General features: G+C 60.2%; 19 protein-coding genes. 12 read left to right on the plus strand and 7 right to left on the minus strand.

What is annotated here, in order from left to right; all coding sequences use genetic code 11:
* Positions 1–9: 9 nt before the first annotated feature.
* Genes ACNA0I_RS13280 through ACNA0I_RS13305 form a run of 6 tightly spaced genes read right to left on the minus strand, consistent with a single transcriptional unit; the run spans position 10 to position 5848 of the window.
* Positions 10–732 (minus strand): ABC transporter ATP-binding protein, encoded by a 723-nt coding sequence (locus tag ACNA0I_RS13280; protein WP_415806482.1) that lies wholly within the window; start codon positions 730–732, stop codon positions 10–12.
* Complete coding sequence (locus ACNA0I_RS13285; RefSeq protein ID WP_415806483.1) at positions 729–1484, minus strand: ABC transporter ATP-binding protein; 756 nt, start codon at positions 1482–1484, stop codon at positions 729–731. Before ACNA0I_RS13285 ends, ACNA0I_RS13280 begins: the two co-directional genes overlap by 4 nt.
* Positions 1481–2767: a branched-chain amino acid ABC transporter permease gene (locus ACNA0I_RS13290; protein ID WP_415806484.1), complete on the minus strand. Its 1287-nt coding sequence runs from the start codon at positions 2765–2767 to the stop codon at positions 1481–1483. Before ACNA0I_RS13290 ends, ACNA0I_RS13285 begins: the two co-directional genes overlap by 4 nt.
* A gap of 4 nt (positions 2768–2771) precedes the next feature.
* The gene (locus tag ACNA0I_RS13295) at positions 2772–3713 is read right to left on the minus strand and encodes a branched-chain amino acid ABC transporter permease (RefSeq protein WP_415806485.1); all 942 of its coding nucleotides are present in this window, start codon (positions 3711–3713) and stop codon (positions 2772–2774) included.
* Between the two features lie 10 nt (positions 3714–3723).
* Complete coding sequence (locus ACNA0I_RS13300; protein WP_415806486.1) at positions 3724–4968, minus strand: branched-chain amino acid ABC transporter substrate-binding protein; 1245 nt, start codon at positions 4966–4968, stop codon at positions 3724–3726.
* A 58-nt stretch (positions 4969–5026) separates the two neighbouring features.
* The gene (locus ACNA0I_RS13305) at positions 5027–5848 is read right to left on the minus strand and encodes an SDR family oxidoreductase (RefSeq protein ID WP_415806487.1); all 822 of its coding nucleotides are present in this window, start codon (positions 5846–5848) and stop codon (positions 5027–5029) included.
* A 133-nt stretch (positions 5849–5981) separates the two neighbouring features.
* Between ACNA0I_RS13305 and ACNA0I_RS13310 the strand changes: the two genes are divergently transcribed.
* The gene (locus ACNA0I_RS13310; RefSeq protein ID WP_415806488.1) at positions 5982–8054 is read left to right on the plus strand and encodes a helix-turn-helix domain-containing protein; all 2073 of its coding nucleotides are present in this window, start codon (positions 5982–5984) and stop codon (positions 8052–8054) included.
* A gap of 4 nt (positions 8055–8058) precedes the next feature.
* On the opposite strand, the gene ACNA0I_RS13315 is transcribed toward ACNA0I_RS13310, so the two are convergent.
* Entirely contained in the window at positions 8059–10944 is a 2886-nt protein-coding gene (locus ACNA0I_RS13315; RefSeq protein ID WP_415806490.1) for a valine--tRNA ligase, read from the minus strand.
* A 154-nt stretch (positions 10945–11098) separates the two neighbouring features.
* Between ACNA0I_RS13315 and ndk the strand changes: the two genes are divergently transcribed.
* The 11 genes from ndk (at position 11099) to hflX (ending at position 21809) form a co-directional block, all read left to right on the plus strand.
* The gene (ndk, locus tag ACNA0I_RS13320) at positions 11099–11524 is read left to right on the plus strand and encodes a nucleoside-diphosphate kinase (RefSeq protein ID WP_415806491.1); all 426 of its coding nucleotides are present in this window, start codon (positions 11099–11101) and stop codon (positions 11522–11524) included.
* Positions 11525–11551: 27 nt separating this feature from the next.
* Complete coding sequence (gene rlmN / locus ACNA0I_RS13325) at positions 11552–12697, plus strand: dual-specificity RNA methyltransferase RlmN (protein WP_415806492.1); 1146 nt, start codon at positions 11552–11554, stop codon at positions 12695–12697.
* The gene (locus ACNA0I_RS13330; RefSeq protein ID WP_415806493.1) at positions 12694–13206 is read left to right on the plus strand and encodes a helix-turn-helix domain-containing protein; all 513 of its coding nucleotides are present in this window, start codon (positions 12694–12696) and stop codon (positions 13204–13206) included. The genes rlmN and ACNA0I_RS13330 overlap by 4 nt, the downstream gene beginning before the upstream one ends.
* Before the next feature lie 12 nt (positions 13207–13218).
* The gene (ispG, locus tag ACNA0I_RS13335) at positions 13219–14505 is read left to right on the plus strand and encodes a flavodoxin-dependent (E)-4-hydroxy-3-methylbut-2-enyl-diphosphate synthase (RefSeq protein WP_415806494.1); all 1287 of its coding nucleotides are present in this window, start codon (positions 13219–13221) and stop codon (positions 14503–14505) included.
* Between the two features lie 59 nt (positions 14506–14564).
* Positions 14565–15845, plus strand: coding sequence for a histidine--tRNA ligase (gene hisS / locus ACNA0I_RS13340; protein WP_415806495.1), 1281 nt, complete (start codon positions 14565–14567; stop codon positions 15843–15845).
* A 7-nt stretch (positions 15846–15852) separates the two neighbouring features.
* The gene (locus ACNA0I_RS13345) at positions 15853–16491 is read left to right on the plus strand and encodes a YfgM family protein (RefSeq protein WP_415806496.1); all 639 of its coding nucleotides are present in this window, start codon (positions 15853–15855) and stop codon (positions 16489–16491) included.
* Between the two features lie 4 nt (positions 16492–16495).
* Positions 16496–17644 (plus strand): outer membrane protein assembly factor BamB, encoded by a 1149-nt coding sequence (gene bamB, locus ACNA0I_RS13350; protein ID WP_415806497.1) that lies wholly within the window; start codon positions 16496–16498, stop codon positions 17642–17644.
* Positions 17645–17665: 21 nt separating this feature from the next.
* A complete protein-coding gene (gene der / locus ACNA0I_RS13355; RefSeq protein ID WP_415806498.1) occupies positions 17666–19021 on the plus strand; it encodes a ribosome biogenesis GTPase Der in 1356 nt (451 codons plus the stop codon).
* A 2-nt stretch (positions 19022–19023) separates the two neighbouring features.
* Complete coding sequence (hisC, locus tag ACNA0I_RS13360) at positions 19024–20094, plus strand: histidinol-phosphate transaminase (protein WP_415806499.1); 1071 nt, start codon at positions 19024–19026, stop codon at positions 20092–20094.
* Between the two features lie 154 nt (positions 20095–20248).
* Positions 20249–20485: an RNA chaperone Hfq gene (gene hfq, locus ACNA0I_RS13365; RefSeq protein ID WP_012248943.1), complete on the plus strand. Its 237-nt coding sequence runs from the start codon at positions 20249–20251 to the stop codon at positions 20483–20485.
* Between the two features lie 217 nt (positions 20486–20702).
* Complete coding sequence (gene hflX / locus ACNA0I_RS13370; protein ID WP_415806501.1) at positions 20703–21809, plus strand: GTPase HflX; 1107 nt, start codon at positions 20703–20705, stop codon at positions 21807–21809.
* Positions 21810–21889 lie beyond the last annotated feature (80 nt).

A 21889-nucleotide genomic window follows, 5' to 3' on the forward strand; every position in this document is an offset into this window, starting at 1 on the left:
GCTCCGAAGTCAGACGGCCAGCCATTGCGACAGCAGCTCGTCGTTGGCGCTCAGTTCCTGCGGGCCGCCTTCGAATACGATGCGGCCGTGGCCCATGACGCAGACACGTGTAGAGACCTTTAGCGCGATAGTGAGCTTTTGTTCGACCAGCAGCACCGATACGCCTTTGCGATGCATGTCCTGTATGCATTCGCCGACCTGGGCGACGATTCGGGGTGCTAGCCCCTCGGTGGGCTCGTCGATCAATATGACGAGCGGGTTGCCCAGCAGCGACCGGCAAATGGTCAGCATTTGTTGTTCACCGCCGGACAGGCTGCCTGCCTTGGTGTTGCGCCGCTCCTTCAGGCGCGGGAAATAGTCGAACATTTGCTCCACCGTCCAGCGATGCGCGCCCGGCACCGCGGGTTGTTCGCCCATGCGCAAGTTTTCGTCCACGGTGAGATTCGCAAACACCTCACGCTCCTCTGGCACGTAGGCAATACCCGCGCGGCACATGGTGTAGGGGCGCGCACCTGTCAGGTCGCGGCCCTGCAGGCATATACGGCCAGAGGTTGGCGCCACCAGACCCATGATGGTCTTCATCGTGGTCGAGCGTCCAGCCCCATTGCGACCGACCAGACTGACGACCTCGTTCTGTCCAACCTGCAGATCCACGCCATGCAGCACGTGGCTCTTGCCGTAGTGGGCGTGCAGATTCTCTACATTGAGCAGTGTGGTAGCGGCGGTATTCATGAGCTTGCCTCGTCGCCCAGGTAGGCCTCGCGCACGCCTGCGTGGTTGCGGATTTCTTCGGGTGATCCGGTCGCGATGATCTGGCCATACACCACGACGCTGATGCGATCGCTTAACGAAAAAACGACGTCCATGTCGTGTTCGACGATCATGAGCGTGCGGCCAGCAGATATTTCGCGAATCAACTGCGAGGTGTATTGCGTCTCGTCGTGCGACATACCCGCCATGGGCTCGTCCAACAATATCAAGCGCGGATCGGACGCGAGCGTCATCGCGATCTCTAGTGAGCGCTGTTCTGAATAGGCCATTTCACCGGCGATCGCATCTGCCTTGGCACTCAGCCGTACCAGGCCTAATAGCCGTTCTGTTTCAGCGCGTATGCCGCGATCCCGATCGATGAAACGCCAGAACGCATACTGTGAACGGTGTGCACGCATGACTGCGAGACGCACGTTTTCGTAGGTGCTGAGTCGTGGAAAGATGTTGGTGATCTGGAACGAGCGCGCTAATCCGCGTCGATTGATGGCTTGCGGAGATTGACCAGCTATCTCGCGGCCCTCGAATTGAATCGCGCCAGCGCTCGGCGCCAATTGACCGGAGATCAAGTGAAACAGCGTGGATTTGCCCGCGCCGTTGGGGCCAATGATGGAATGCCGCTCGCCAGGGCGCACGCTCAGGTCGATGCCTCGAATGATGTCGGTGGAACCGAACGATTTGCGCAGACCATGCAGGGCCAGGATAGGTTCGCTCATGCTGCATCCTTGCTGGGGTGTATAGCGGCCGGTGAGGTTATGGCAGACTGGCTGTCGTCGATCGATAGCATTTGCAGTTGATGACGGCAGCGCCGGTAACACCAAAGGGCTGCTCCGAATAACAGTGCAGGAACGCACCAGGTCAACGGCGATCCAGGTCGCCACGGTTGATCTAGGAGCATGACTGCAGGCCATGCTGCGTCGGGATGGGCTTGCAATAGCGATCGGTATTCCTGCGAGAACAAGCGTTGCAGGAGTTCGATCGTGAATGTAACGCCCGCGGTAGCCAGCATGACGCAAACGATGCCTGTGAGAAAGAGCGGTAACACTCGGCCTAAACCGTGGCGCTCGCACAGACGTGCGGCAACGGAGATCAGGCCGCTCAACCCCGTCGGCATGAACATCATGACCAGTACAAACAGGATGCCCTGATAGAGCAACCAGGATCGGGTCAAATCCGAGATGGCATAGCCAAAGAACGTCATCAACGCCGCGCCAAAGGCAGGCCCCAGGAATACCTGCACGCCGCCTATGTAAGTGTTAAGCACCGCAGCGGCCGAGAGCGACGGATCGAACACCACATAGTTGGCCGATTCATTTGAGAGCACTTGCAGGCTGCCGGCAATGCCGGAAAACATGGCAGAAATTGCGAACACGAGGGTGCTCAGGCCGTGCACGTTGTAGCCCAGGAATTGCAACCGATGCCGGTTCTCGCGCAGTCCCAGTGTCAACCTGCCCAGTGGCGTGCGGGTGTACAAATAAAGCAAGGCCATGGCCAGCAGCACCCAGGCCAGGGTCAGGTAATACACCTGGGTGGTGGAGCCAAAATCCAACCCCATAGCGGGCATACGCATGGTCGAGATGCCTGCCTCGCCGCCGAATATCGTTTTCAGATGAGGCGCGAGCGAATGGACAAGTTCGGCGATGGCTAAGGTAATCATCGCGAAGTAGGTGCCACTGCGCTGTGTGGCAAACCAGCCCGCGATACCTCCGAAAATCAATCCGCCTCCCGCGCCGGCCAGAGGCATCAATGGTGTGGGCAACAGTCCCGCGCCGCCTATTGCGTTCATGGCGTGCACGGTAGCAAACGCACCCACGCCAAAATAGGCGGCATGTCCGAAAGACAGCATGCCCGCTTGCCCGCACAGCAGGTTATAGGCGCTGGCAAAAAGGGCGGCGATCAGCATCTGGATGGCGGCATTCAGCAGGCCCTGCGACAGCAGCATGGGCAATGCCACCAGCAGTAGAACGCCGGTCACGCAGCAGTAGAAAGTTTTTTTCATGACGTCAGCCCTTTTCACCCATGAGCCCACCGGGACGCACCAGCAGGATCAACAGCATGAGCGCGAACGGCAGCGTCGCAGCCAAACTGGACAGATTCAACGTCATCAGGCCTCCGACATTACGTGCCCATTCGCCAGCGCCAAACAGCGCAAACAGATCGGCCAGACTGCTGTCGATCGTCACTGCCAATGAGGTCATGATGCCTATCAGTAACGAGGCCAGCATGGCACCGACCAGTGATCCGAGGCCACCGACCACGACGACGACGAACACCATAACTCCCAGCTCCAGTGCCATGTTCGGATTGGTGGTGTAGAAGGCTCCCGCTACTGCGCCTGCCAGCCCGGCCAACGCTGCGCCGGCACCGAACACGCCCATGAATACCAGCGGTACGTTGTGCCCGAGCGCCTCGGCCATGCTGGGCCTGTGAATCGCCGAGCGCACCACGATGCCGACGCGTGTGCGTGTGAGCAACAGATAAATCACGATGAACATCGCGATGGCGATGCCGCCCATCAACAGACGATAGGCGGGATACTGCGTGCTGCCCACGCTAAAGGCGGCAAAGTCCAGCGACGGCGGCATGCGGTAATCCACCGGATAATTGCCATAAAACAGCTTGATCGATTCCGCGATGATGAATGACAGTCCGAACGTCAACAACAATTCGTGCGCATGTCCGTGACGATGCACTCGGCGCAGAAAGTAGCGTTCCACGATCACCCCGATCAGACCGACCAGCAGCGGTGACACGATCACGGCCAGCCAGAATCCCAGCATGCCTTGCAGCGTATAGGCAAAGTACGCGCCCAGCATATAGAACGACGCATGGGCAAAATTCAGCACACCCATCATGCCGAAAATCAGCGTCAATCCGGCGGACACCATGAACAGCAGTAATCCATAGACGACGCCGTTCATCAGCGAGAAAAGAATCTGTTCCATGGTCTGGCGCTCAACCGGGGCGCTTCATTTTGCAGCTGGGCTGCACCGGAGTAGAGGCTTGCTCGGCGTCGAGCAGCAGTACGGGTTTGAAACCCATGTCCGTGCCGTCGACCTTGTGTCTGGCGTCACGAGAAACGGTGGACACAACCATGGGCAATTGCGCCTGGTGATCCGATGCCCTCATGCTCATCTCGCCCATGGGTGTCGAAATGCGGGTCGTTTCCATCACCTTGGCCAATTCGTTCACATTCAGCGCGCCGTCTTTCGGCTGCGTGTGTTTGAGCGCCTCGGCGACCATCTTCATGCCAAAGACGGTTTGTGGTTCGACAAACACCGGTATATGACCGGTCTTGGCGCGATAGTCTTGCAGAAATTTCTCTGCGTCCTCGTTGCCCGCCTCGGCGTTGAAGGTGTGCGCGACAAAGCTGCCTTCGGCCAACTCGCCGGCATTGGCGAGATTGCCCGGCTGATCGAGATACACGGTACCGTAACGCGCCTTCAGTCCACCGGATTTCGATGCCTTCATGAGCAGCAGCAGATCATTGGACCAATTGCCGGTCATGACCGTGTCGGCGCCGGATGCGGCGATTTTTGCAACGTAGGGCGAAAAGTCCTGGATCTTGTTCACGTCATGCAACGTCTTGTCCACCACCGTGTATCCGCCGAGCTTCTGGTTGTCCAGGATCGCTTGCTGCATATCCTGGCCCCAGGAGTAGTTCTGGTTGATAGCATAGACCTTGGTCCCTAACGCATTCGCCTTCTTCATCCCCTCGACCAGCGATTTGGTGCGCACCTGTGCATTGCCGGCAAAACGGAAATGGTAGAAATTGCATTTCTCGCCGGTCAGTTCCAGTGCTTCGGCGCCCATGTTGATGTAGACCATCTCTTTGCCGGGATTGCGCAAGTTGTGCTTGCGTATGTCTTCGGTGATCTGGCCGCCGATTGCCGATGAGGCACCCTGCACCACGATCTGCACACCGTCTGCAGCGGCCGCTTTTAGCTTGTCCGCCGCGCCAGAAGGGCCTCCTTGATTGTCATACTCCAGCAACTGGACGGGCTCGCCGTTCCAGCCTCCTGCGGCGTTGATCTCGTCTATCACGTATCGTACGGCCGCTCGATACGACTGTCCCGATGACGCCTGCGGGCCGGACAGCGTTTCCACCAAGCCTATTTTGACCGGAGCCGCTGATGCGGTCGCGCCGCCGGCCGCGAGTGCGCAGGTCATGGCGATGCCGGGAAGGCTGAATTTGTTCATTTGTCTGTCTCCTTTTTTTAATGCTTCAGGACGAGCCGACTGTGTCGGCCTGGTGTGCTTATAGGTATTCCACGTTTCCATCCACGCTGATTGCTTGGCCAGTGATATTGCGCGCCGCAGGCGAGCACAGGAATAATGCCGTGGCCGCAATGTCGTCCGCAGTGACCATGCGGCGCAACGAGATCTTGTTCAAGTACTCGGCACGCATGGCGTCGACCGACACACCGGCGGCTGCAGCGCGCGCGCCGATCACACCGTCCATACGCTCGCCCTCGACGGTGCCGGGCAAAATGGCATTGACGCGCACGCCATGGGGGCCCAGTTCGATCGCCAGCGATTTTGTCAGCCCCACGATGGCCCACTTGGTCGACGCGTAGGGCGTGCGCAGGGCGTATCCCAATCGACCTGCCACAGAACTCATGGCAATCAGGCAGGGATTGCGCGTCGATTCCTTCAGTAGCGGCACCGCCTGGCTGGCGAAGTAGAAATGACTGTTCAGATTCACATCCACCGTGCGTTCCCAGTCACCGCGTTGCAGTTCTTCTACGGGGCCGGTGGGTCCGGCTATGCCGACGTTATTCACCAGTACGTCTAAGCCGCCCAGCGTATTTCGGACGTCGGCAAACACGGTTTCCACGTCCTTGGCGACCGAAGCGTCTGCCACGCTTGTCGTGATTTTTGGTGTTTCCGCGGTCAGCCTGTCCAGCGCCGCACGGTCGATATCGCAGACGTGCACATGACTTCCTATTTCACGGAATGCGTGGGCCACTGCGGCGCCGATGCCGGACGCCCCGGCTGTGACCAGCACGCGCAGGCCGGGCGTCGGTCGTAAAGTGTCGATTAGGCTTGTATGCACCGCTTGGCATCCTGTGATTGGCATATCGACAGTGTCACGGAGTCAGGCCATTATGGATATGTGTGATACCAATATAGAATCAGGGTTGTTGATGTGATATTCACACTGTGCTCGGCTGGAGCCGCGAGCATTATTGTCTTGAATAGGTCTGAACGCTATGCCCCAGTCCCCGGTTTCACGCAGGAAACGCGATGACGCGGGCGCGAACGCAGCGCAAGTCCCGGGCACAGAGACCGTGGCCGCCGATCTGGTCGGCCTGTTGCATGGCAACGCTCCGATCGAAGACTTCGCCTCGCATCTCGCCTCGCTGGAGGCGTTGCCCGATGGGCTGGTGCAAAAGAACAGATTGATCGAGCTGGCTCGCATGGCCATGGGTCTGCGCAGCCGGCTGGAGCAGCATGAACAGCGCGAGCGCGGCATGCTCGCCGTGATCGAGTCCGCGCAAGACATGGCCGCCCGGCTCGATTTGTCCGAGCTGCTCAAAGCCATCGTCACCCGTGCGCGCGACCTGCTGCGCGCGCATGTCTGCTGGCTGACGATCTACGACGCGCCGAGCGGTGAATTCCGGGTCGTGGTTTCCGAAGGCGCCATCATTGGGCGTACGGCAAAGATGACCGTGCAACGCAAGCTCGGCGTCGCCGGGGTGGTGATGTCCACGCGGCTGCCGTTTTCTACGCCGGACTATCTGCACGACAATCGATTCGCTCATGATCCTGAACTGGACGATATTTTTCGCGACGAGGGTGTGGCGGCGTTGGTGGGCGTCCCTCTGATCTGGGACGACAGTGTGATCGGTTTGTTGTTCGTGGCCGATCGCTACCATCGCACACACACGGCGTTGAATATTTCCGTCTTGTGCACGCTGGCCACGCATGCAGCCGTGGCCATCAACAACGCTCAGGCTTTTGCAGATGCCCAGTCGGCGCTGGAAAAGGCCGACATGGCCCGCGCTGAATTAGAGCGGCATGCGAGCGATGTCCAAAGCGCCGTTGAAGCGCATGAGCGCCTGACCTTGTTGCTGGCGCGAGGTGCGTCAATGGGCGAGCTGTGCCAAGCCATCGCACAGTTGCTCCAGGGCAGCATCCTGGTGTTGGACGAGATGCACCACGTCGTCGGGCGAGCGACAGCATCGGGCGATGTCAGCGCTGCGGCTGACGCCTACGAGCCGCACGGGCCGCACAGCGCTGCGCTGGCGCAGGCATTGCGAGACAGCCGGCGGGCGGGCCGTTCAACAATCGCTTACGAAAGCGGCGGCGAGTTGTGCCGGGTGACGGCGGTGATCGGTGGTGGAGGCACGCTCGGTTCAGTGTTGTTGTTCCGGCGCGAAGACATGCGCGATATTTCCATCCGGACCTTTGAGCGCAGTTCGAGTGTGATCGGTATCGTGCTGCTCTCGCAAGAGCGCATGGAGGCCAATCAGAGCCGCGATATTTCCGAGTTCATGCAGTCTTTGATTTCGCCCAGGCAGGGTGAGCCCGTGTTGGCGCGCGCCCGTGCCGAGCGTTTCGGCTTGAATATCTCGCAGCCTATGTCCTTGATGCTGGTCGAGTTGGACAAGCCCGTGTCAGGGCTGTTGGCGCGGCGCCTGCGTGCCCATTACGCTTGGCCGGAACTGGTGTTGGACGACATCGATGGCGTACTGGCCTTCGTGTGTGGCACGACGCGAGCTCAACAATTGCTGGACGCTTTTAGCGATTTCGCCCGCCGCGAACTCGGTGGCGCTTACCGGGGAGTCCTGTCGCGTCCGGCACACAGTGCGGCGGAAATGCCAGCCTTGTATGCCGCGTTGCGGCGCGCCCTGTCTGTCGTGGGCCGGCTGGGTATGGGTGGACGCATCGTCGGTCAAAACGAAATCGCGTTGTATTCCGTCCTGTTCGAGACGCAGGACAGCGCCAGTTTGAACAGGTTTCTCGATTCGGTGATAGGCCCAGTCATTGCCCATGATCGCAAACGCGGCTCGGAACTCGCCGCCACGCTGTTGAGTTACTTCGACAACAATCAGAATGCTACCGTGACCGCCGCGCGCCTTGGCATTCACGTCAACACCATGCGGCAACGGCTGGCCAGCGCCGAAGATCTTATTGGCTTTTTGGGTGACGCCAGCCGCGCGCTGGAAATCCATGTTGCCTTAAGGCTCTGGATTATCGGCGTGGCCGGTTCGAATTCGAGCCCGCCGGGCGCGCCAGATAGTGGACACGACCCGGCAAGCCCGGCAGAACTGCAGGGTTGACGCCTTAGTTCAGCTTTGCCCGCTGCTCGCGGACTTTATTCAACGTTTCGTTGAACTGCGCCAAGCGCGCCTTTTCCTGTTCAACGACTGCCGCCGGTGCGCGTTCGACAAAGCTGGCATTGCCCAGCTTGCCATTGGCTTTGGCGACTTCGCCTTCAAGACGGGCGACTTCCTTATCCAGGCGCGCACGTTCCGCCACCACGTCGATTTCAACGTGCAGCATCAGGCGGGCCGTGCCCACCACCTGCACCGGGGCGCCGGCATCAGGCAGCGTATCGACCACATCGACCTGGCTCAGCTTGGCCAGCGCGGCCAGGTAGGGGCCGTTGCGCTTGAGTGTAGCGGCGTCGCCCTGAGCCACCAGCGGAACGCGCTGCGCGGGTGATAGATTCATTTCGCCACGCAGTGCGCGCACCGCTTCGACCTGAGCCTTCAACTCGGCCACATCGGCCTCGGCTGCCGCATCGATGGCCTCTGCATTGCTGCGCGGGTAGGGCTGAACACTGACGCTGTCGTCGGTGCCTTCTGCGCGCTTGCCTGCCACCACCGAGACCTTTTGCCACAGCGCTTCGGTAATGAACGGAATGATCGGGTGGGCCAGACGCAGCACTGCCTCGAGCACTCGGATCAGCGTACGGCGCGTCCCCAGTTGTTGCGCGGGCGTGCCGTTCTGGATCTGCACCTTGGCCAGTTCCACGTACCAATCGCAGTATTCATCCCAGACATAGCGATAGAGCGCGTTGGCGACGTTGTCGAAACGGTAGTCGGCAAAACCGCGTTCGACTTCTGCTTCGAGAGCCTGCAACTGGCTGACAATCCAGCGATCGGCAAACGACAGCTCGGCAGGTTGATCGCCGGTCAGGTCGTGGCCCTCGGTGTTCATCAACACATAGCGGGTCGCATTCCACAGCTTGTTGCAGAAATTGCGATAGCCTTCGCAGCGCTTGAGGTCGAAATTGATGTTGCGGCCGAGCGTGGCGTACGCTGCCATGGTGAATCGCAGGGCATCGGTGCCGAACGACGGAATGCCATCGGGATACTGACGGCGCGTGGCCTTTTCGATCGAGCTGGCTTGCTTTGGATTCATCAATCCATAGGTGCGCTTGGCCACCAGGCCATCCAGGTCGATGCCGTCGATCAGGTCCACCGGATCGAGCGTGTTGCCCTTGGACTTGCTCATCTTCTGGCCGTCGGCATCACGGATCAGGCCGTGCACGTAGACGTGCTTGAACGGGATCTGACCCGTCATGTGCGTGGTCAACATGACCATGCGCGCGACCCAGAAGAAAATAATGTCAAAGCCCGTGACCAGCACACTGGAGGGCAGATAGCGTTGCAGGTCGGGGGTGTTTTCGGGCCAGCCCAGGGTGGTGAAGGGCACCAGGCCCGACGAGAACCACGTATCCAGTACGTCTGGGTCGCGGGTCAACGGACCCGTCACGCCAGCGGCGCGAGCTTGTTCCTGTGCATCAGCTTCCGAATGCGCGACGAAGACCTGGCCATCCTCGGCATACCAGGCCGGGATCTGGTGGCCCCACCAGAGCTGGCGCGAAATACACCAGTCCTGGATGTTGTTCAGCCACTGGTTGTAGATGGTGGTCCAGTTCTCCGGATAGAACTTGATCTGCCCATTGGCCACGACATCCAGGGCGACTTCGGTGATGCTCTTGCCGGGGTTCAGCGTGCCTTCGGGTGCGGGCTTGCTCATTGCCACGAACCACTGGTCGGTCAGCATGGGCTCGAGCACGACACCGGTACGGTCGCCCTTGGGCTGCATCATTTTGTGCGGTTCGACCTTGACCAGGTATTGCTCGGCTTCCAGTTGGGCCACGACCGCCTTGCGGGCCTCGTAGCGTTCCATGCCCTGGAACTGTGCCGGGCCGTTTTCGTTGATATGCGCGTCCAGCGTGAAAATCACAATCAACGGCAGATTGTGACGTTGCGCGCAGGCGTAGTCGTTGAAATCGTGTGCGCCGGTGATCTTGACGCAACCGGTGCCGAATGCCGGATCGACGAAATCGTCGGCGATGATCGGGATGTTGCGGTCGCACAGTGGCAGTTCGACCATCTTGCCCACCAGGTGCTGGTAGCGGGGATCGTCCGGGTGTACGCACAAGGCGCCGTCGGCCAGCATGGTCTCCGGACGCGTGGTGGCAATCGTCATGCCGCGCAGCGTGACCGTCTGGCCGTCCTTGTCCACAATGGTTTGCGGCCCGTCGACGAACGGGTACAGAATGTGCCACATGTGGCCGTCGACTTCCTCGGACTGGACCTCGAGGTCGGACACTGCGGTCAGCAGTTTCGGATCCCAGTTGACCAGGCGTTTGCCGCGATAGATCAGGCCCTGTTGGTACAGGCGGACAAAAGTCTCCACCACGCCGCGCGACATCCGGTCGTCCATGGTGAAGTATTCACGGGGCCAGTCAGCGGAGGCGCCCAGGCGGCGGACCTGGCCGGTGATGGTGTTGCCGGACTGCTCTTTCCATTCCCAGACTTTTTCGACGAATTTTTCGCGGCCCAGGTCGTGGCGCGAGACTTTTTCGGCGTCCAGGCGGCGTTCGACCACGATCTGGGTGGCAATACCGGCGTGGTCGGTACCGGGGATAAACACGGTGTCGTCGCCGCGCATGCGGTGATAGCGCACCAGCCCGTCCATGATGGTCTGGTTGAACGCGTGCCCCATGTGCAGCGTGCCTGTTACATTGGGTGGAGGAAACTGGATGACGTAGGGCTGGGCGTCTGTCCCCGTTTTAACGTGTTGGCCTGCCGCGAAATAGCCGCGGCGCTCCCATTCGGTGTACCACTGGGCCTCGAGCGCTGCGGGCTCAAAGCTCTTGGGCAGGTCGGCGGTATCGGTGTCAGACGGGATCGGGGCAGCGGCTTCGGTCATTACTGGGTTCCGGCAAAAGGCGAGGGCCTGGCCGATTGTTGGCCAAGCAAACCGTTCATTTTAAGATGTATTGCGGTCATGACGGCGTGTTAGAATGCCGGGTTACTGTAAACCCTACAGAAGTCCCTGTTTTTATTAGGAATTTGGAGTCTCCATGTCCGTCCAACGTACTCTCTCGATCATCAAGCCCGACGCCGTGGCCAAGAATGTCATCGGTCAGATCGTCGCCCGCTTCGAAAGCGCTGGCCTGAAAGTCATCGCCGCACGCCTGCAACAACTGTCGCGTGCCGACGCCGAGCGCTTCTACGCCGTGCACAAAGAACGCCCCTTCTTCAAGGACCTGGTTGACTTCATGGTCTCGGGCCCCGTGTTTGTGCAGGTCCTGGAAGGCGAAGACGCCATCCAGAAAAACCGCGACCTGATGGGCGCGACCGACCCCAAGAAAGCCGAGGCCGGCACCATCCGCGCCGATTTCGCTGACAGCATCGATGCCAACGCCGTGCACGGTTCCGACGCTCCCGAAACCGCCGCCGTCGAAGTCGCTTTCTTCTTCCCCGAAATCAACATCCACAGCCGTTGATCTGGGTTAGCATTACCTGAGTACGTCATGGAAACCGCCGAACGCGTCAATCTCCTGGGCCTCGATGCCGCCAAACTGTCCGATCTGGTCGGGCAGTGGGGGGGCAAGCCCTTTCGCGCCCGCCAATTGCAGCGTTGGGTGCATCAGCGTGGGGCTGACTCGTTCGACGCCATGACCGATCTGGCTCGCGAATTTCGCGGGCAGTTGGCAGAGCACTGCCTGATCCAGGCGCCGCCGGTCAATACCGAGCAGCGCTCCTCGGATGGCACACGCAAGTGGCTGTTCGACGTGGGGCAGGGCAACGCCATTGAGACCGTCTTCATCCCCGAAGACGACCGCGGCACGCTATGCGTGTCCAGCCAGGCAGGCTGTGCGGTCAATTGCCGTTTCTGTTCTACCGGTCACCAGGGGTTCAACCGCAACTTGCAGGCCAGCGAAATCATCGGCCAGTTGTGGTGGGCCAAGCGCATCCTCGAGGCCGATGCCGGTACGGCGCGCCTGGGCGGGGCGCGTGGTGATGACACGCGTGTGATCAGCAACGTCGTCATGATGGGCATGGGCGAGCCCCTGCTCAACTACGATCAGCTGTTGCCTGCGCTGCGCTTGATGCTGGATGACAATGCGTACGGCCTGTCGCGTCGTCGCGTGACCGTGTCCACGTCGGGCGTCGTTCCCATGATGGACCGGTTGGCAAAAGATTGTCCGGTGGCTTTGGCCGTATCGTTGCATGCCCCTACGGATGCCTTGCGCGATGAACTGGTGCCGCTGAATAAAAAATATCCGTTGGCCGAATTGCTGGCTGCGTGCGAACGCTATCTCGCCAGTGCGCCGCGTGATTTCATTACGTTCGAATACTGCATGCTGGATGGTGTGAATGACACCGACCAACATGCCAAGGCGCTCATTCAGGTGGCGCGGCAGGTCCGCTGCAAACTCAACCTGATTCCTTTTAATCCGTTTCCGGCCTCTGGTCTCAAGCGTTCGCCCTCGGCGCGGGTCAAGGTCTTTGCCCAGCGTCTGATGGATGCTGGTATTGTGACGACGGTACGCAAGACGCGTGGCGATGATATCGATGCGGCCTGCGGACAATTGGCTGGAGAGGTTCGCGATCGTACACGTGTCGCCCAGCGTAATGCTGGGCGGACCATACCCATTGCACAGGTGCAGGCATGACGCAGGAGCTCAACGCGGCGGCGCTTCCCAAGGAATCGGCAACTCCGGCCCAGCCAGCGAACGCAGGCGCGACGGCTACCGTTGGCCAGGCTCTGAAGGACTTGCGCGTCGCAAAGGGCTGGTCTCTAGAGGACGTGTCGAGCCGCATCAAGTTCGCCCCGCGCCAGATCCAGGCTCTGGAAGGCGAGCAATGGGACAAGTTGCCCAAGGGCGTTTCGCTGCGCGGGCTGGTCCGCAGCTATGCGCGCCTGCTCGATACCGACCCGGCGGCGATTGTGTCGTCAGTGGAAAGCCAAGTCGGTGTGCTGAGCTCGCCGGGTTCCGTTCACCGGGTATCGCGCACGATTCCTGTGGCCGTCAGCGGACACAGTGATAGCCGCAGTTCCGTGCCGTGGGGATGGATGCTGGTGATTGTCGTACTGTTGGCAGTGTTGGGCGGTTATGCTTTCTGGCAAGACTGGCTCCCTGCCGATTGGCTGCCATCCTGGCTGTCCGGCTCAAAACCGTAACTCAAGATACGCATGCAAGAGTTGTCTTTGCCCTGCCAAGATGCCCCGCCTCCCGAAGTCGGCGCAGCCTCACGCCGTCCGACTCGCTCGGTTGCCGTGAAATGGGGCGAGCGCGTTGTCCATATCGGGGGCCAGGCCCCGGTCGTGGTCCAGTCCATGACCAATACGGATACCGCGGATCCCATTGCAACGGCCATTCAGGTAAAAGAACTGGCGCTCGCCGGGTCCGAAATGGTGCGTATTACGGTCAACACGCCCGAGGCGGCCCGCGAGGTCATCGCTATCCGCGAGCAACTGGATCGCATGGGCGTATCGGTGCCGCTGGTGGGAGACTTCCACTACAACGGCCACAAGCTGTTGACCCAGTTTCCTGATTGCGCGCAAGCCCTGTCAAAGTACCGGATCAACCCCGGCAACATGGGCGGCGGCAAGCGTCGCGACGACAACTTTGCGCAAATGATCGAAGTCGCCTGCCGCTACGACAAGCCCGTGCGCATCGGGGTCAATTGGGGCAGCCTGGATCACGAGCTGATGGCGCGCAAAATGGACGAAAACAGCCGCCGCGCGCAGCCCTGGGAGGCCCAGGCCGTGATGCGCGATGCGCTCGTCGTGTCCGCAATCAGCAATGCCCAGCGCGCTGAGGAACTCGGCCTGCGTGGCGATGCCATCATCCTGTCGTGCAAAGTCAGCCACGTACAGGATTTGATCGCCGTTTATCGCGATTTGTCGGCGCGGTGCGACTACCCGTTGCACTTGGGCCTGACCGAAGCCGGCATGGGCAGCAAGGGCATTGTGGCTTCGACGGCTGCGTTAGGTGTCTTGCTGCAACAAGGCATCGGCGACACCATCCGTATTTCGCTCACCCCCGAGCCCGGCGGCGATCGTACGCGCGAGGTCGTGGTCGCGCAGGAAATTCTGCAAACCATGAATCTGCGTGCATTCACGCCGATGGTGGTGGCGTGCCCTGGGTGCGGCCGCACCAGCAGCACGTTTTTCCAAGAACTGGCCGACAGCATTCAGTCTTATTTGCGTCGCCAAATGCCGGTGTGGCGCGCCCGTTATCCCGGTGTCGAAAGTATGAACGTCGCGGTGATGGGCTGTGTGGTCAATGGCCCTGGTGAAAGCCGCCATGCGGATATCGGGATCAGTCTGCCGGGTACGGGCGAGGTGCCTGCCGCCCCGGTGTTCATCGACGGCGAACGGACCGTCACCCTCAAGGGTGATCGCATCGCCGAAGAATTCCAGACCATTGTCGAAGACTACGTCGCGCGCCGTTATGGCGCGCAGGCCACTCATTAAAAGAAAGGGCTGAGCCGTCAGGCGGATCGCATAGTGCGATTCGCTGCGGCATGATGAAGATGACGCAAGCGTTTCAGAAAGTCGCCGCTATCCGCGGCATGAATGACGTCCTGCCGGCCGATGGCGCCCGGTGGGAGCAATTCGAAGACATCGTGCGTGGCTGGTTGCGCAGCTACGGCTATCGCAATGTGCGCACGCCTGTGCTCGAGCATACGCGCCTGTTTACGCGCGGCATCGGCGAGGTCACTGACATCGTCGAAAAAGAGATGTACACCTTTACCGATGCGCTGAACGGCGAGTCGCTCACCATGCGTCCCGAGATGACCGCGGGCGTAGTGCGCGCCACGATCGAGCACAACCTGCTCTATGACCGGCCGCAGCGGGTGTACAGCATCGGCCCGGTGTTTCGGCATGAGCGTCCGCAACGCGGCCGTTATCGCCAGTTTCATCAAATCGACGTTGAAGCACTAGGTTTTGCCGGCCCGGATGTCGATGCCGAACTCATCATCATGTTGGCGCGTCTATGGAAACAGCTGGGGCTGACAGATGTGCGCCTGGAGCTCAATTCTCTGGGACAGCCCGCCGAGCGTGCCGCCCATCGTGCCGCATTGATCGCGCACTTGGAACAACATCGCGACGTGCTTGACGAGGATGGCCAGCGCCGCATGTATAGCAATCCGCTGCGCGTCCTGGACACGAAAAATCCGGCCATGCAGGCGATGGCTGACAGCGCGCCGCGATTGTTTGATTTTCTGGGCGACGAGTCGCGCGCCCATTTTGATGGCTTGTGCCAATTATTGGCGGATGCCGGCATTGAGTACCGTCTCAATCCTCGCTTGGTGCGCGGCCTCGACTACTACAACTCGACCGTTTTCGAATGGGTTACCGACCGCCTGGGCTCGCAGGGAACGGTTTGCGGCGGTGGCCGCTATGACGGTCTGATCGAGCTGCTGGGCGGCAAGCCCGCACCGGCCGTCGGCTTTGCGATTGGCATGGAGCGTCTGCTGGACCTCTGGGAACAAACCGCGCCCGCGGCTGCCACAACAGAATGTGACGTTTATGTCGTTCACCAGGGCGAGCAGGCCCAACGCCTGGCGGCGCGCGTGGGCGAGCAATTGCGCGATGCCGGCTTTTCCGTCATCGTGCATGCCGGATCGGCCAGTTTCAAGTCGCAATTCAAACGGGCCGATGCCAGTGGTGCCCGAGTTGCGGTTATTCTTGGCACCGACGAAGTCGCCTCGCAGACGGCCAGCGTCAAGTTCCTGCGTGCCGATGCCGCCAACGAGGCAGCTCAGCAGCAGGTCCAGCTGGACCGCTTGGCGGATGTTTTGAAATCCTAGGGTAAGCATGGCATACGATCTCGAAGAACAGGAACAACTCGACGCGCTCAAGGCGTGGTGGGCGCGCTATGGCACGTTGATCATGGCATTGGTGACCATCGCCGTGCTCGCATGGGGCGGCTGGTGGGGCTGGAAGGCCTATCAAAGCCATCGCGCAAATCAGGCGATGGGCTACTTCGAAGCCCTCGAAGACGCCGCCCGTCTGGGCAGTACCGATTCCGCGGTGCGCATCAAGGCCGCTATCTCGACCTTGCGCGACGATTACGCGGCCACGGGGTATGCCGCACGCGGCGCGCTGGTTGCTGCTCAGGCGCTCGCCCAACAAAAGGACCTGGATGGCGCGCGCCAGCAACTCGAATGGCTGGCCTCGCAGTCCAAGCATCCGGCTCTGCAGCCTGTGGCGCGTGAGCGTCTGGCAGGACTGCTGCTGGATCAGAAACAGTACGATGCCGCCTTGGCTCAATTGGACAATCCGCCGGCGGCATTTGCGACGCTTTATGCGGACCGCCGCGGCGATATCCTGGCCGCTCAAGGCAAGCCCGAGGAGGCTCGCAAGGCCTGGCAAACCGCTCTGGATGGACTGAGTGCTGCCGACCCTCTGCGTCAGGCCGTGCAACTGAAACTGGACGCTCTCAGCGGAGCATGAACGTATGACTATTTTCCGTTTTCACCGAGCTGTGCGTAGCGCCGCGCTTGCCGCGGGCTTGTTGGTTCTGGCCGGTTGCGCCAGTGATGACGCTCGTTACGAGCCCGCGCCATTGACTGAGTATTCAGCGGGGATGTCCGTTCGCTCGGTGTGGTCGACGTCTATCGGTAGCGGTTCGGGGCTGGGTTTCGTGCCCGCCGTAGTGGGTAATTCGGTCTATGCCGCAACGCCCGACGGTTCCGTTGCCAAGGTAGAGCTGTCGAGCGGAAAAATCCTCTGGAAAGCCGACGCCGACACCAAGCTCTCTGCAGGTCCGGGCAGTGATGGATCGACCACGGTCGTGGCGTCGCCGCTGGGCCAGATCATTGCGTTTGACGATACGGGCAAGGTCAAATGGAAGGCACAGGCCAGCAGTGACGTCGATATCGCGCCGGTGGTGGGATATGGCGCTGTGGTGGTTCGCAGCGGCGACTACCGGATTCAAGCCTACAACATCGAGACTGGCGAGCGCCTCTGGAGCCTGCAACGTCCTGGTCCCGCCTTGGCGCTGCGCAGCACTGCGCAGATGGTCATGGCCGAAGGCCTGGTCATTACTGGCTTGCCTGGCGGCAAGTTGCTGGCCATCAACGTGGGTAGCGGCAACGTTCAATGGGAAGGCACTGTAGCTACGCCGCGCGGATCGAGCGATCTCGAACGTTTGACCGACGTCGTCGGGGCGCCGCGTTTGGCCGGTCCTTTGCTCTGCGCAGTCGCATACCAAGGCCGTATCGTGTGCTTTAACGTCAGCCAGGGCGGCCGCCCCATGTGGGCTAAAGACTTCTCCAGCGCCAGTGGCATGACCTTGGATAGCCAGTTTGCTTATGCGCCGGACCAAAACAGTGTCATGAACGCCTTTGCGCTCGAGAACGGCAACAATGTCTGGAAACAGGCTGCGCTGAAAAACCGTAAGCTGACCGCGCCTGCCGCGTTGGGCGGGGCGGTTGCGGTGGGCGATCTGGACGGTTACGTGCATTTCCTGTCCAGCAGTGATGGCAGCTTGCTGGCGCGGCTATCGGTCGGGGGCGGCGCCATCCTCTCGCCTGTGCAGTCCACGTCTGCTGGCGTGCTGGTTCAAACCGGCAATGGCAATCTTGTGCTGCTTGGCACCAACTAATTTTCATCTTTTGGCTCAATCGTGTCCTTCAAGCCCGTCGTCGCTCTGGTCGGTCGCCCCAATGTGGGCAAGTCGACCCTCTTTAACCGCCTGACGCGTTCTCGCGCGGCGCTGGTTGCCGATTATTCCGGCTTGACGCGCGATCGCCATTACGGTGAGGGCAGGGTCGGGGACATCCCCTTCATCGTCATTGACACCGGTGGTTTCGAGCCGGTCGCGAAAACCGGCATTCTGCGTGAAATGGCGCGTCAGACGAGCCAGGCCATTGCCGAAGCCGATGTAGTGGTGTTCCTCGTCGATGCTCGCGCTGGCGTCAACGCGCACGATCACGAGATTGCCCAACTGTTGCGTAAATCCGGGCAACAACGCGTGGTGCTCGCGGTCAACAAGGCCGAAGGCATGGGCGTTGGCAACGCCACCAGCGAGTTTCACGAGCTGGGGCTGGGCACACCACATCCCATCTCGGCGGCTCATGGTGACGGGATCGTTGATCTGATCGAATTGGCATTGCAGGATCTGGTCGAGCCTGAGCCCGAAGCCGACCCGGCCGATGGGGAATTGCCCCCCGATCATCGCATCAAGCTCGCCATTGTCGGCCGGCCCAACGTGGGCAAGTCCACCTTGATCAATACTTTGATGGGCGAAGACCGCGTCATCGCGTTCGACATGCCGGGTACGACACGCGATGCGATCGAAATCGACTTCGAGCGTGACGGTCGTAAATACACCTTGATCGATACCGCTGGTCTGCGCCGCCGTGGCAAGGTCTTCGAAGCCGTAGAAAAATTTTCAGTCATCAAGACGCTGCAGGCCATCGAGGCCAGCAATGTGGTGCTCTTGGTGTTGGACGCTCAAACAGAGGTTTCGGAGCAAGACGCGCACATTGCCGGGTTTGTGCTGGAAACGGGCCGTGCGGTCGTTGTGGCGATCAACAAGTGGGATGGCCTGGATATCGATCAGCGCGAGCGTATTGAGCGTGAATACAACCGCAAGCTGCGATTCTTGTCCTTTGCGCCGACACACACCATTTCCGCCCTGAAAGGCCAGGGCATCAAGCCCTTGCTCAAATCCGTGGTGGGCGCGCACGCCGCAGCGTTTGCAAAATTATCGACGCCCAAGCTCACGCGTGAGTTGCAGGCCGCTGTGGAGCAGCAGCAGCCTCCACGCAAAGGGATTTTCCGGCCCAAGATGCGCTACGCCCACCAGGGCGGACAAAATCCCCCGCTGGTGGTGATCCACGGCAACGCGCTCGATGCCATTCCGGATTCCTATCGCCGCTATCTGGAAACCCGCTTTCGCGAGGCGTTCAAGCTCGCAGGCACGCCGCTGCGCATCGAATTCAAATCCTCGCATAATCCTTACACGCAGGAAAATTGAGCATGAGTCGCTTTTGGAGTTCCGTCGTCGGCGAACTCAGCCCGTACGTGCCGGGCGAGCAGCCCAAGTTACAGGATCTGGTCAAGCTCAATACGAATGAACATCCGCTAGGGCCTTCGCCCAAGGCGCTGCAGGCCATGCAGGCCGCCTGCAACGACAGCCTGAAACTCTACCCAGACCCAGGTTCGGAACGGCTGCGCCGCGCCGTTGCGGCCCATCATCAGGTGCAGCCCGATCAGGTCTTCGTAGGCAACGGGTCAGATGAAATTCTGGCGCATACCTTTCAGGCCCTGCTCAAGCATGACGGCCCGCTGCTGTTTCCAGATATCACGTACAGTTTTTATCCCGTGTATTGCGGGTTGTACCAGATCGCCTATCAGGCCGTACCGTTAAAAGAAGATTTCAGCATCGATGTGCAGGACTACTTGCCATCGGCAGGGCGGCAGGCGGGCGGGATCATTTTCCCGAATCCGAATGCCCCGACGGGCCGGGCGCTGCCGCTGTCGGATATCGAGCGTATCGTTGCGGCCAACCCCGATATCGTCGTCGTCATCGACGAGGCTTATGTCGATTTTGGGGCGGAATCTGCTGCAAGCCTTATTTCCCGTTATGAGAACCTGCTGGTTATCCAGACCTTGTCCAAATCCCGTTCGTTGGCGGGGTTGCGGGTCGGGTACGCAGTCGGTAGCCGGGTATTGATTGACGCGCTCGAGCGCGTCAAAAACAGCTTCAATTCCTATCCGATCGATCGTGTCGCCGAGGCGGGCGCCGTGGCCTCTATCGAAGACACGGACTATTTCGAACAGGCGTGCCAATTCGTGATTGCCACGCGCACGGCCCTGGTCAGTCAGTTACAGGCCCTCGGGTTCGAGGTCCTGCCGTCGGCGGCCAATTTCGTGTTTGCCCGGCATCCCGGGCATGATGGCGGCGCCTTGGCGGCCGCATTGCGCGAGCGCAGTATTATTGTGCGTCACTTCAAACAGGCCCGCATCGATCAGTTTTTACGTATTACCGTTGGAACTGAGTCGCAATGCGCGCGTCTGATAGAAACCCTCAAGACTATTTTGGTATGAGGGCGGGGCGAGGCGACTTGCCCCATTGTTAATAAATCAGACACCTTATGAAAGAATTTGCTCCGCAAGGCAAGTGGCACGGCCTCGGAAAACCTTGTAGAGTACACATTTCGGCGTCTGCCACCACTCAAAACAAACAAATGGAGCCTGGCCAATGAGCAATAAAGGGCAAACTCTGCAAGATCCGTTTTTAAACACGCTGCGTAAAGAACACGTACCTGTGTCGATCTATCTCGTAAACGGTATCAAACTTCAAGGGCAAATCGAGTCGTTCGACCAATATGTCGTCTTGCTGCGCAATACCGTGACGCAAATGGTGTACAAGCACGCCATTTCCACCGTCGTTCCCGCTCGCGCTGTCAACTTTCAGGTGGATGTTCCCGCTGAATAATCGTCAAGCTCCAGCTGTACCTTTTTTTGCCCGCCGCACGGATCGTGTCGGCGGGCATTTTCGCTGTGGTGGGGAACGTTTTCTTATCGCCCGGCATGCGTCCTCGGGGTATTCCAGCCGCAGGCGCAGCGTGCACGCCAGTGTGTCACTCGGTACTATCATTAAAAATGCGCCTATTTGGTGCATCGAACTGCAAGCGCAGCGTAGGGGGTAATGTATGCGTGCGCTAATCATCAGCGTTGACTTGGGCAATCCCGATTTCGTCGCGCATGCCGAAGAGTTCGCCATGCTCGCGCGTGGTGCGGGCGCCGAGATCGTCGGCACGGTCACATCGCGGCGCGATCGGCCCGACGCCAAATTTTTTATCGGATCAGGCAAGGTCCAAGAGGCCGTTGCCACCGCGGGCGCCTTGTTGGCGGACATTGTGCTGTTCGATCAGCCGTTATCGCCGGCACAACAACGTAACCTCGAGCGTGAATTCAATTTGCGAGTCGTCGACCGAGTCGCGCTTATTCTGGATATTTTTGCGCTGCGCGCCAAAAGCCACGAAGGCAAGCTGCAGGTCGAGTTGGCGCAGTTACAGCATCTGGTCACGCGCTTGACGCGAATGTGGACTCACTTGGAACGTCAGCGCGGCGGTATCGGTATGCGCGGGCCGGGCGAATCACAACTCGAAATGGACCGTCGCATGATCGGCGCCAAAGTCAAAATGCTGCGAGAGCGGCTCGATCGTGTCGAGCGTCAGCGTGTGACGCAGCGCCGCGCCCGGGCGCGAGGCGGAGCGCTTTCCGTCTCGTTGGTGGGCTATACCAACGCCGGCAAGTCCACGCTCTTCAATGCCCTGACGCGGGCAGGGGCCTACGCCGCTGACCAGTTGTTCGCTACGCTTGACACCACCACCCGCCGCATCTGGATCGAGGGTACCGGATCGGTAGTGTTGTCCGATACCGTCGGGTTCATTCGCGATTTGCCGCCGAATTTGATTGCCGCCTTCCGGGCAACGCTGGAGGAAACCATCCACGCCGACGTATTGCTGCACGTCGTCGATGCGGCCAGTCCGCAGCGTGATGAGCAGATAGCCGAGGTCAATAAAGTCCTGACCGAAATCGGCGCGGGATCCATTCCGACCATCATGGTGCACAACAAGATTGACCGGGCCGGTCTTGAGCCGCGGATTGAGCGCGACGCCCGTGGTACGATTGCGCGAGTGTTCGTAAGCGCTACCGAGCGCGCCGGTCTGGAAGCGTTGCGCGGGGCAATTGCGGAGATCGGTCAGATCGTGGGAAACAATGCCTCGAATTACCAAACTATTCAATCTGAATGACCCAGGCTGGGGTCGTGGCAACAACAATGGCTCCGAGCCGCCCAAAAAGCCAAAGGGCAACGGAGACAGTCCGCCAGACC

This window comes from Bordetella muralis (genome assembly GCF_965139205.1).
GTDB classification, from domain to species: Bacteria; Pseudomonadota; Gammaproteobacteria; order Burkholderiales; family Burkholderiaceae_B; genus Bordetella_A; species Bordetella_A muralis.

Excerpts from the sequence above, each read along its gene's own strand:
- ACNA0I_RS13280 (WP_415806482.1), bottom strand. The coding sequence starts at position 732 with ATGAATACCGCCGCTACCACACTGCTCAATGTAGAGAATCTGCACGCC.
- ACNA0I_RS13285 (WP_415806483.1), bottom strand. The coding sequence starts at position 1,484 with ATGAGCGAACCTATCCTGGCCCTGCATGGTCTGCGCAAATCGTTCGGT.
- ACNA0I_RS13290 (WP_415806484.1), bottom strand. The coding sequence starts at position 2,767 with ATGAAAAAAACTTTCTACTGCTGCGTGACCGGCGTTCTACTGCTGGTG.
- ACNA0I_RS13295 (WP_415806485.1), bottom strand. The coding sequence starts at position 3,713 with ATGGAACAGATTCTTTTCTCGCTGATGAACGGCGTCGTCTATGGATTA.
- ACNA0I_RS13300 (WP_415806486.1), bottom strand. The coding sequence starts at position 4,968 with ATGAACAAATTCAGCCTTCCCGGCATCGCCATGACCTGCGCACTCGCG.
- ACNA0I_RS13305 (WP_415806487.1), bottom strand. The coding sequence starts at position 5,848 with ATGCCAATCACAGGATGCCAAGCGGTGCATACAAGCCTAATCGACACT.
- ACNA0I_RS13310 (WP_415806488.1), top strand. The coding sequence starts at position 5,982 with ATGCCCCAGTCCCCGGTTTCACGCAGGAAACGCGATGACGCGGGCGCG.
- ACNA0I_RS13315 (WP_415806490.1), bottom strand. The coding sequence starts at position 10,944 with ATGACCGAAGCCGCTGCCCCGATCCCGTCTGACACCGATACCGCCGAC.
- ndk (WP_415806491.1), top strand. The coding sequence starts at position 11,099 with ATGTCCGTCCAACGTACTCTCTCGATCATCAAGCCCGACGCCGTGGCC.
- rlmN (WP_415806492.1), top strand. The coding sequence starts at position 11,552 with ATGGAAACCGCCGAACGCGTCAATCTCCTGGGCCTCGATGCCGCCAAA.
- ACNA0I_RS13330 (WP_415806493.1), top strand. The coding sequence starts at position 12,694 with ATGACGCAGGAGCTCAACGCGGCGGCGCTTCCCAAGGAATCGGCAACT.
- ispG (WP_415806494.1), top strand. The coding sequence starts at position 13,219 with ATGCAAGAGTTGTCTTTGCCCTGCCAAGATGCCCCGCCTCCCGAAGTC.
- hisS (WP_415806495.1), top strand. The coding sequence starts at position 14,565 with ATGACGCAAGCGTTTCAGAAAGTCGCCGCTATCCGCGGCATGAATGAC.
- ACNA0I_RS13345 (WP_415806496.1), top strand. The coding sequence starts at position 15,853 with ATGGCATACGATCTCGAAGAACAGGAACAACTCGACGCGCTCAAGGCG.
- bamB (WP_415806497.1), top strand. The coding sequence starts at position 16,496 with ATGACTATTTTCCGTTTTCACCGAGCTGTGCGTAGCGCCGCGCTTGCC.
- hisC (WP_415806499.1), top strand. The coding sequence starts at position 19,024 with ATGAGTCGCTTTTGGAGTTCCGTCGTCGGCGAACTCAGCCCGTACGTG.
- hfq (WP_012248943.1), top strand. The coding sequence starts at position 20,249 with ATGAGCAATAAAGGGCAAACTCTGCAAGATCCGTTTTTAAACACGCTG.
- hflX (WP_415806501.1), top strand. The coding sequence starts at position 20,703 with ATGCGTGCGCTAATCATCAGCGTTGACTTGGGCAATCCCGATTTCGTC.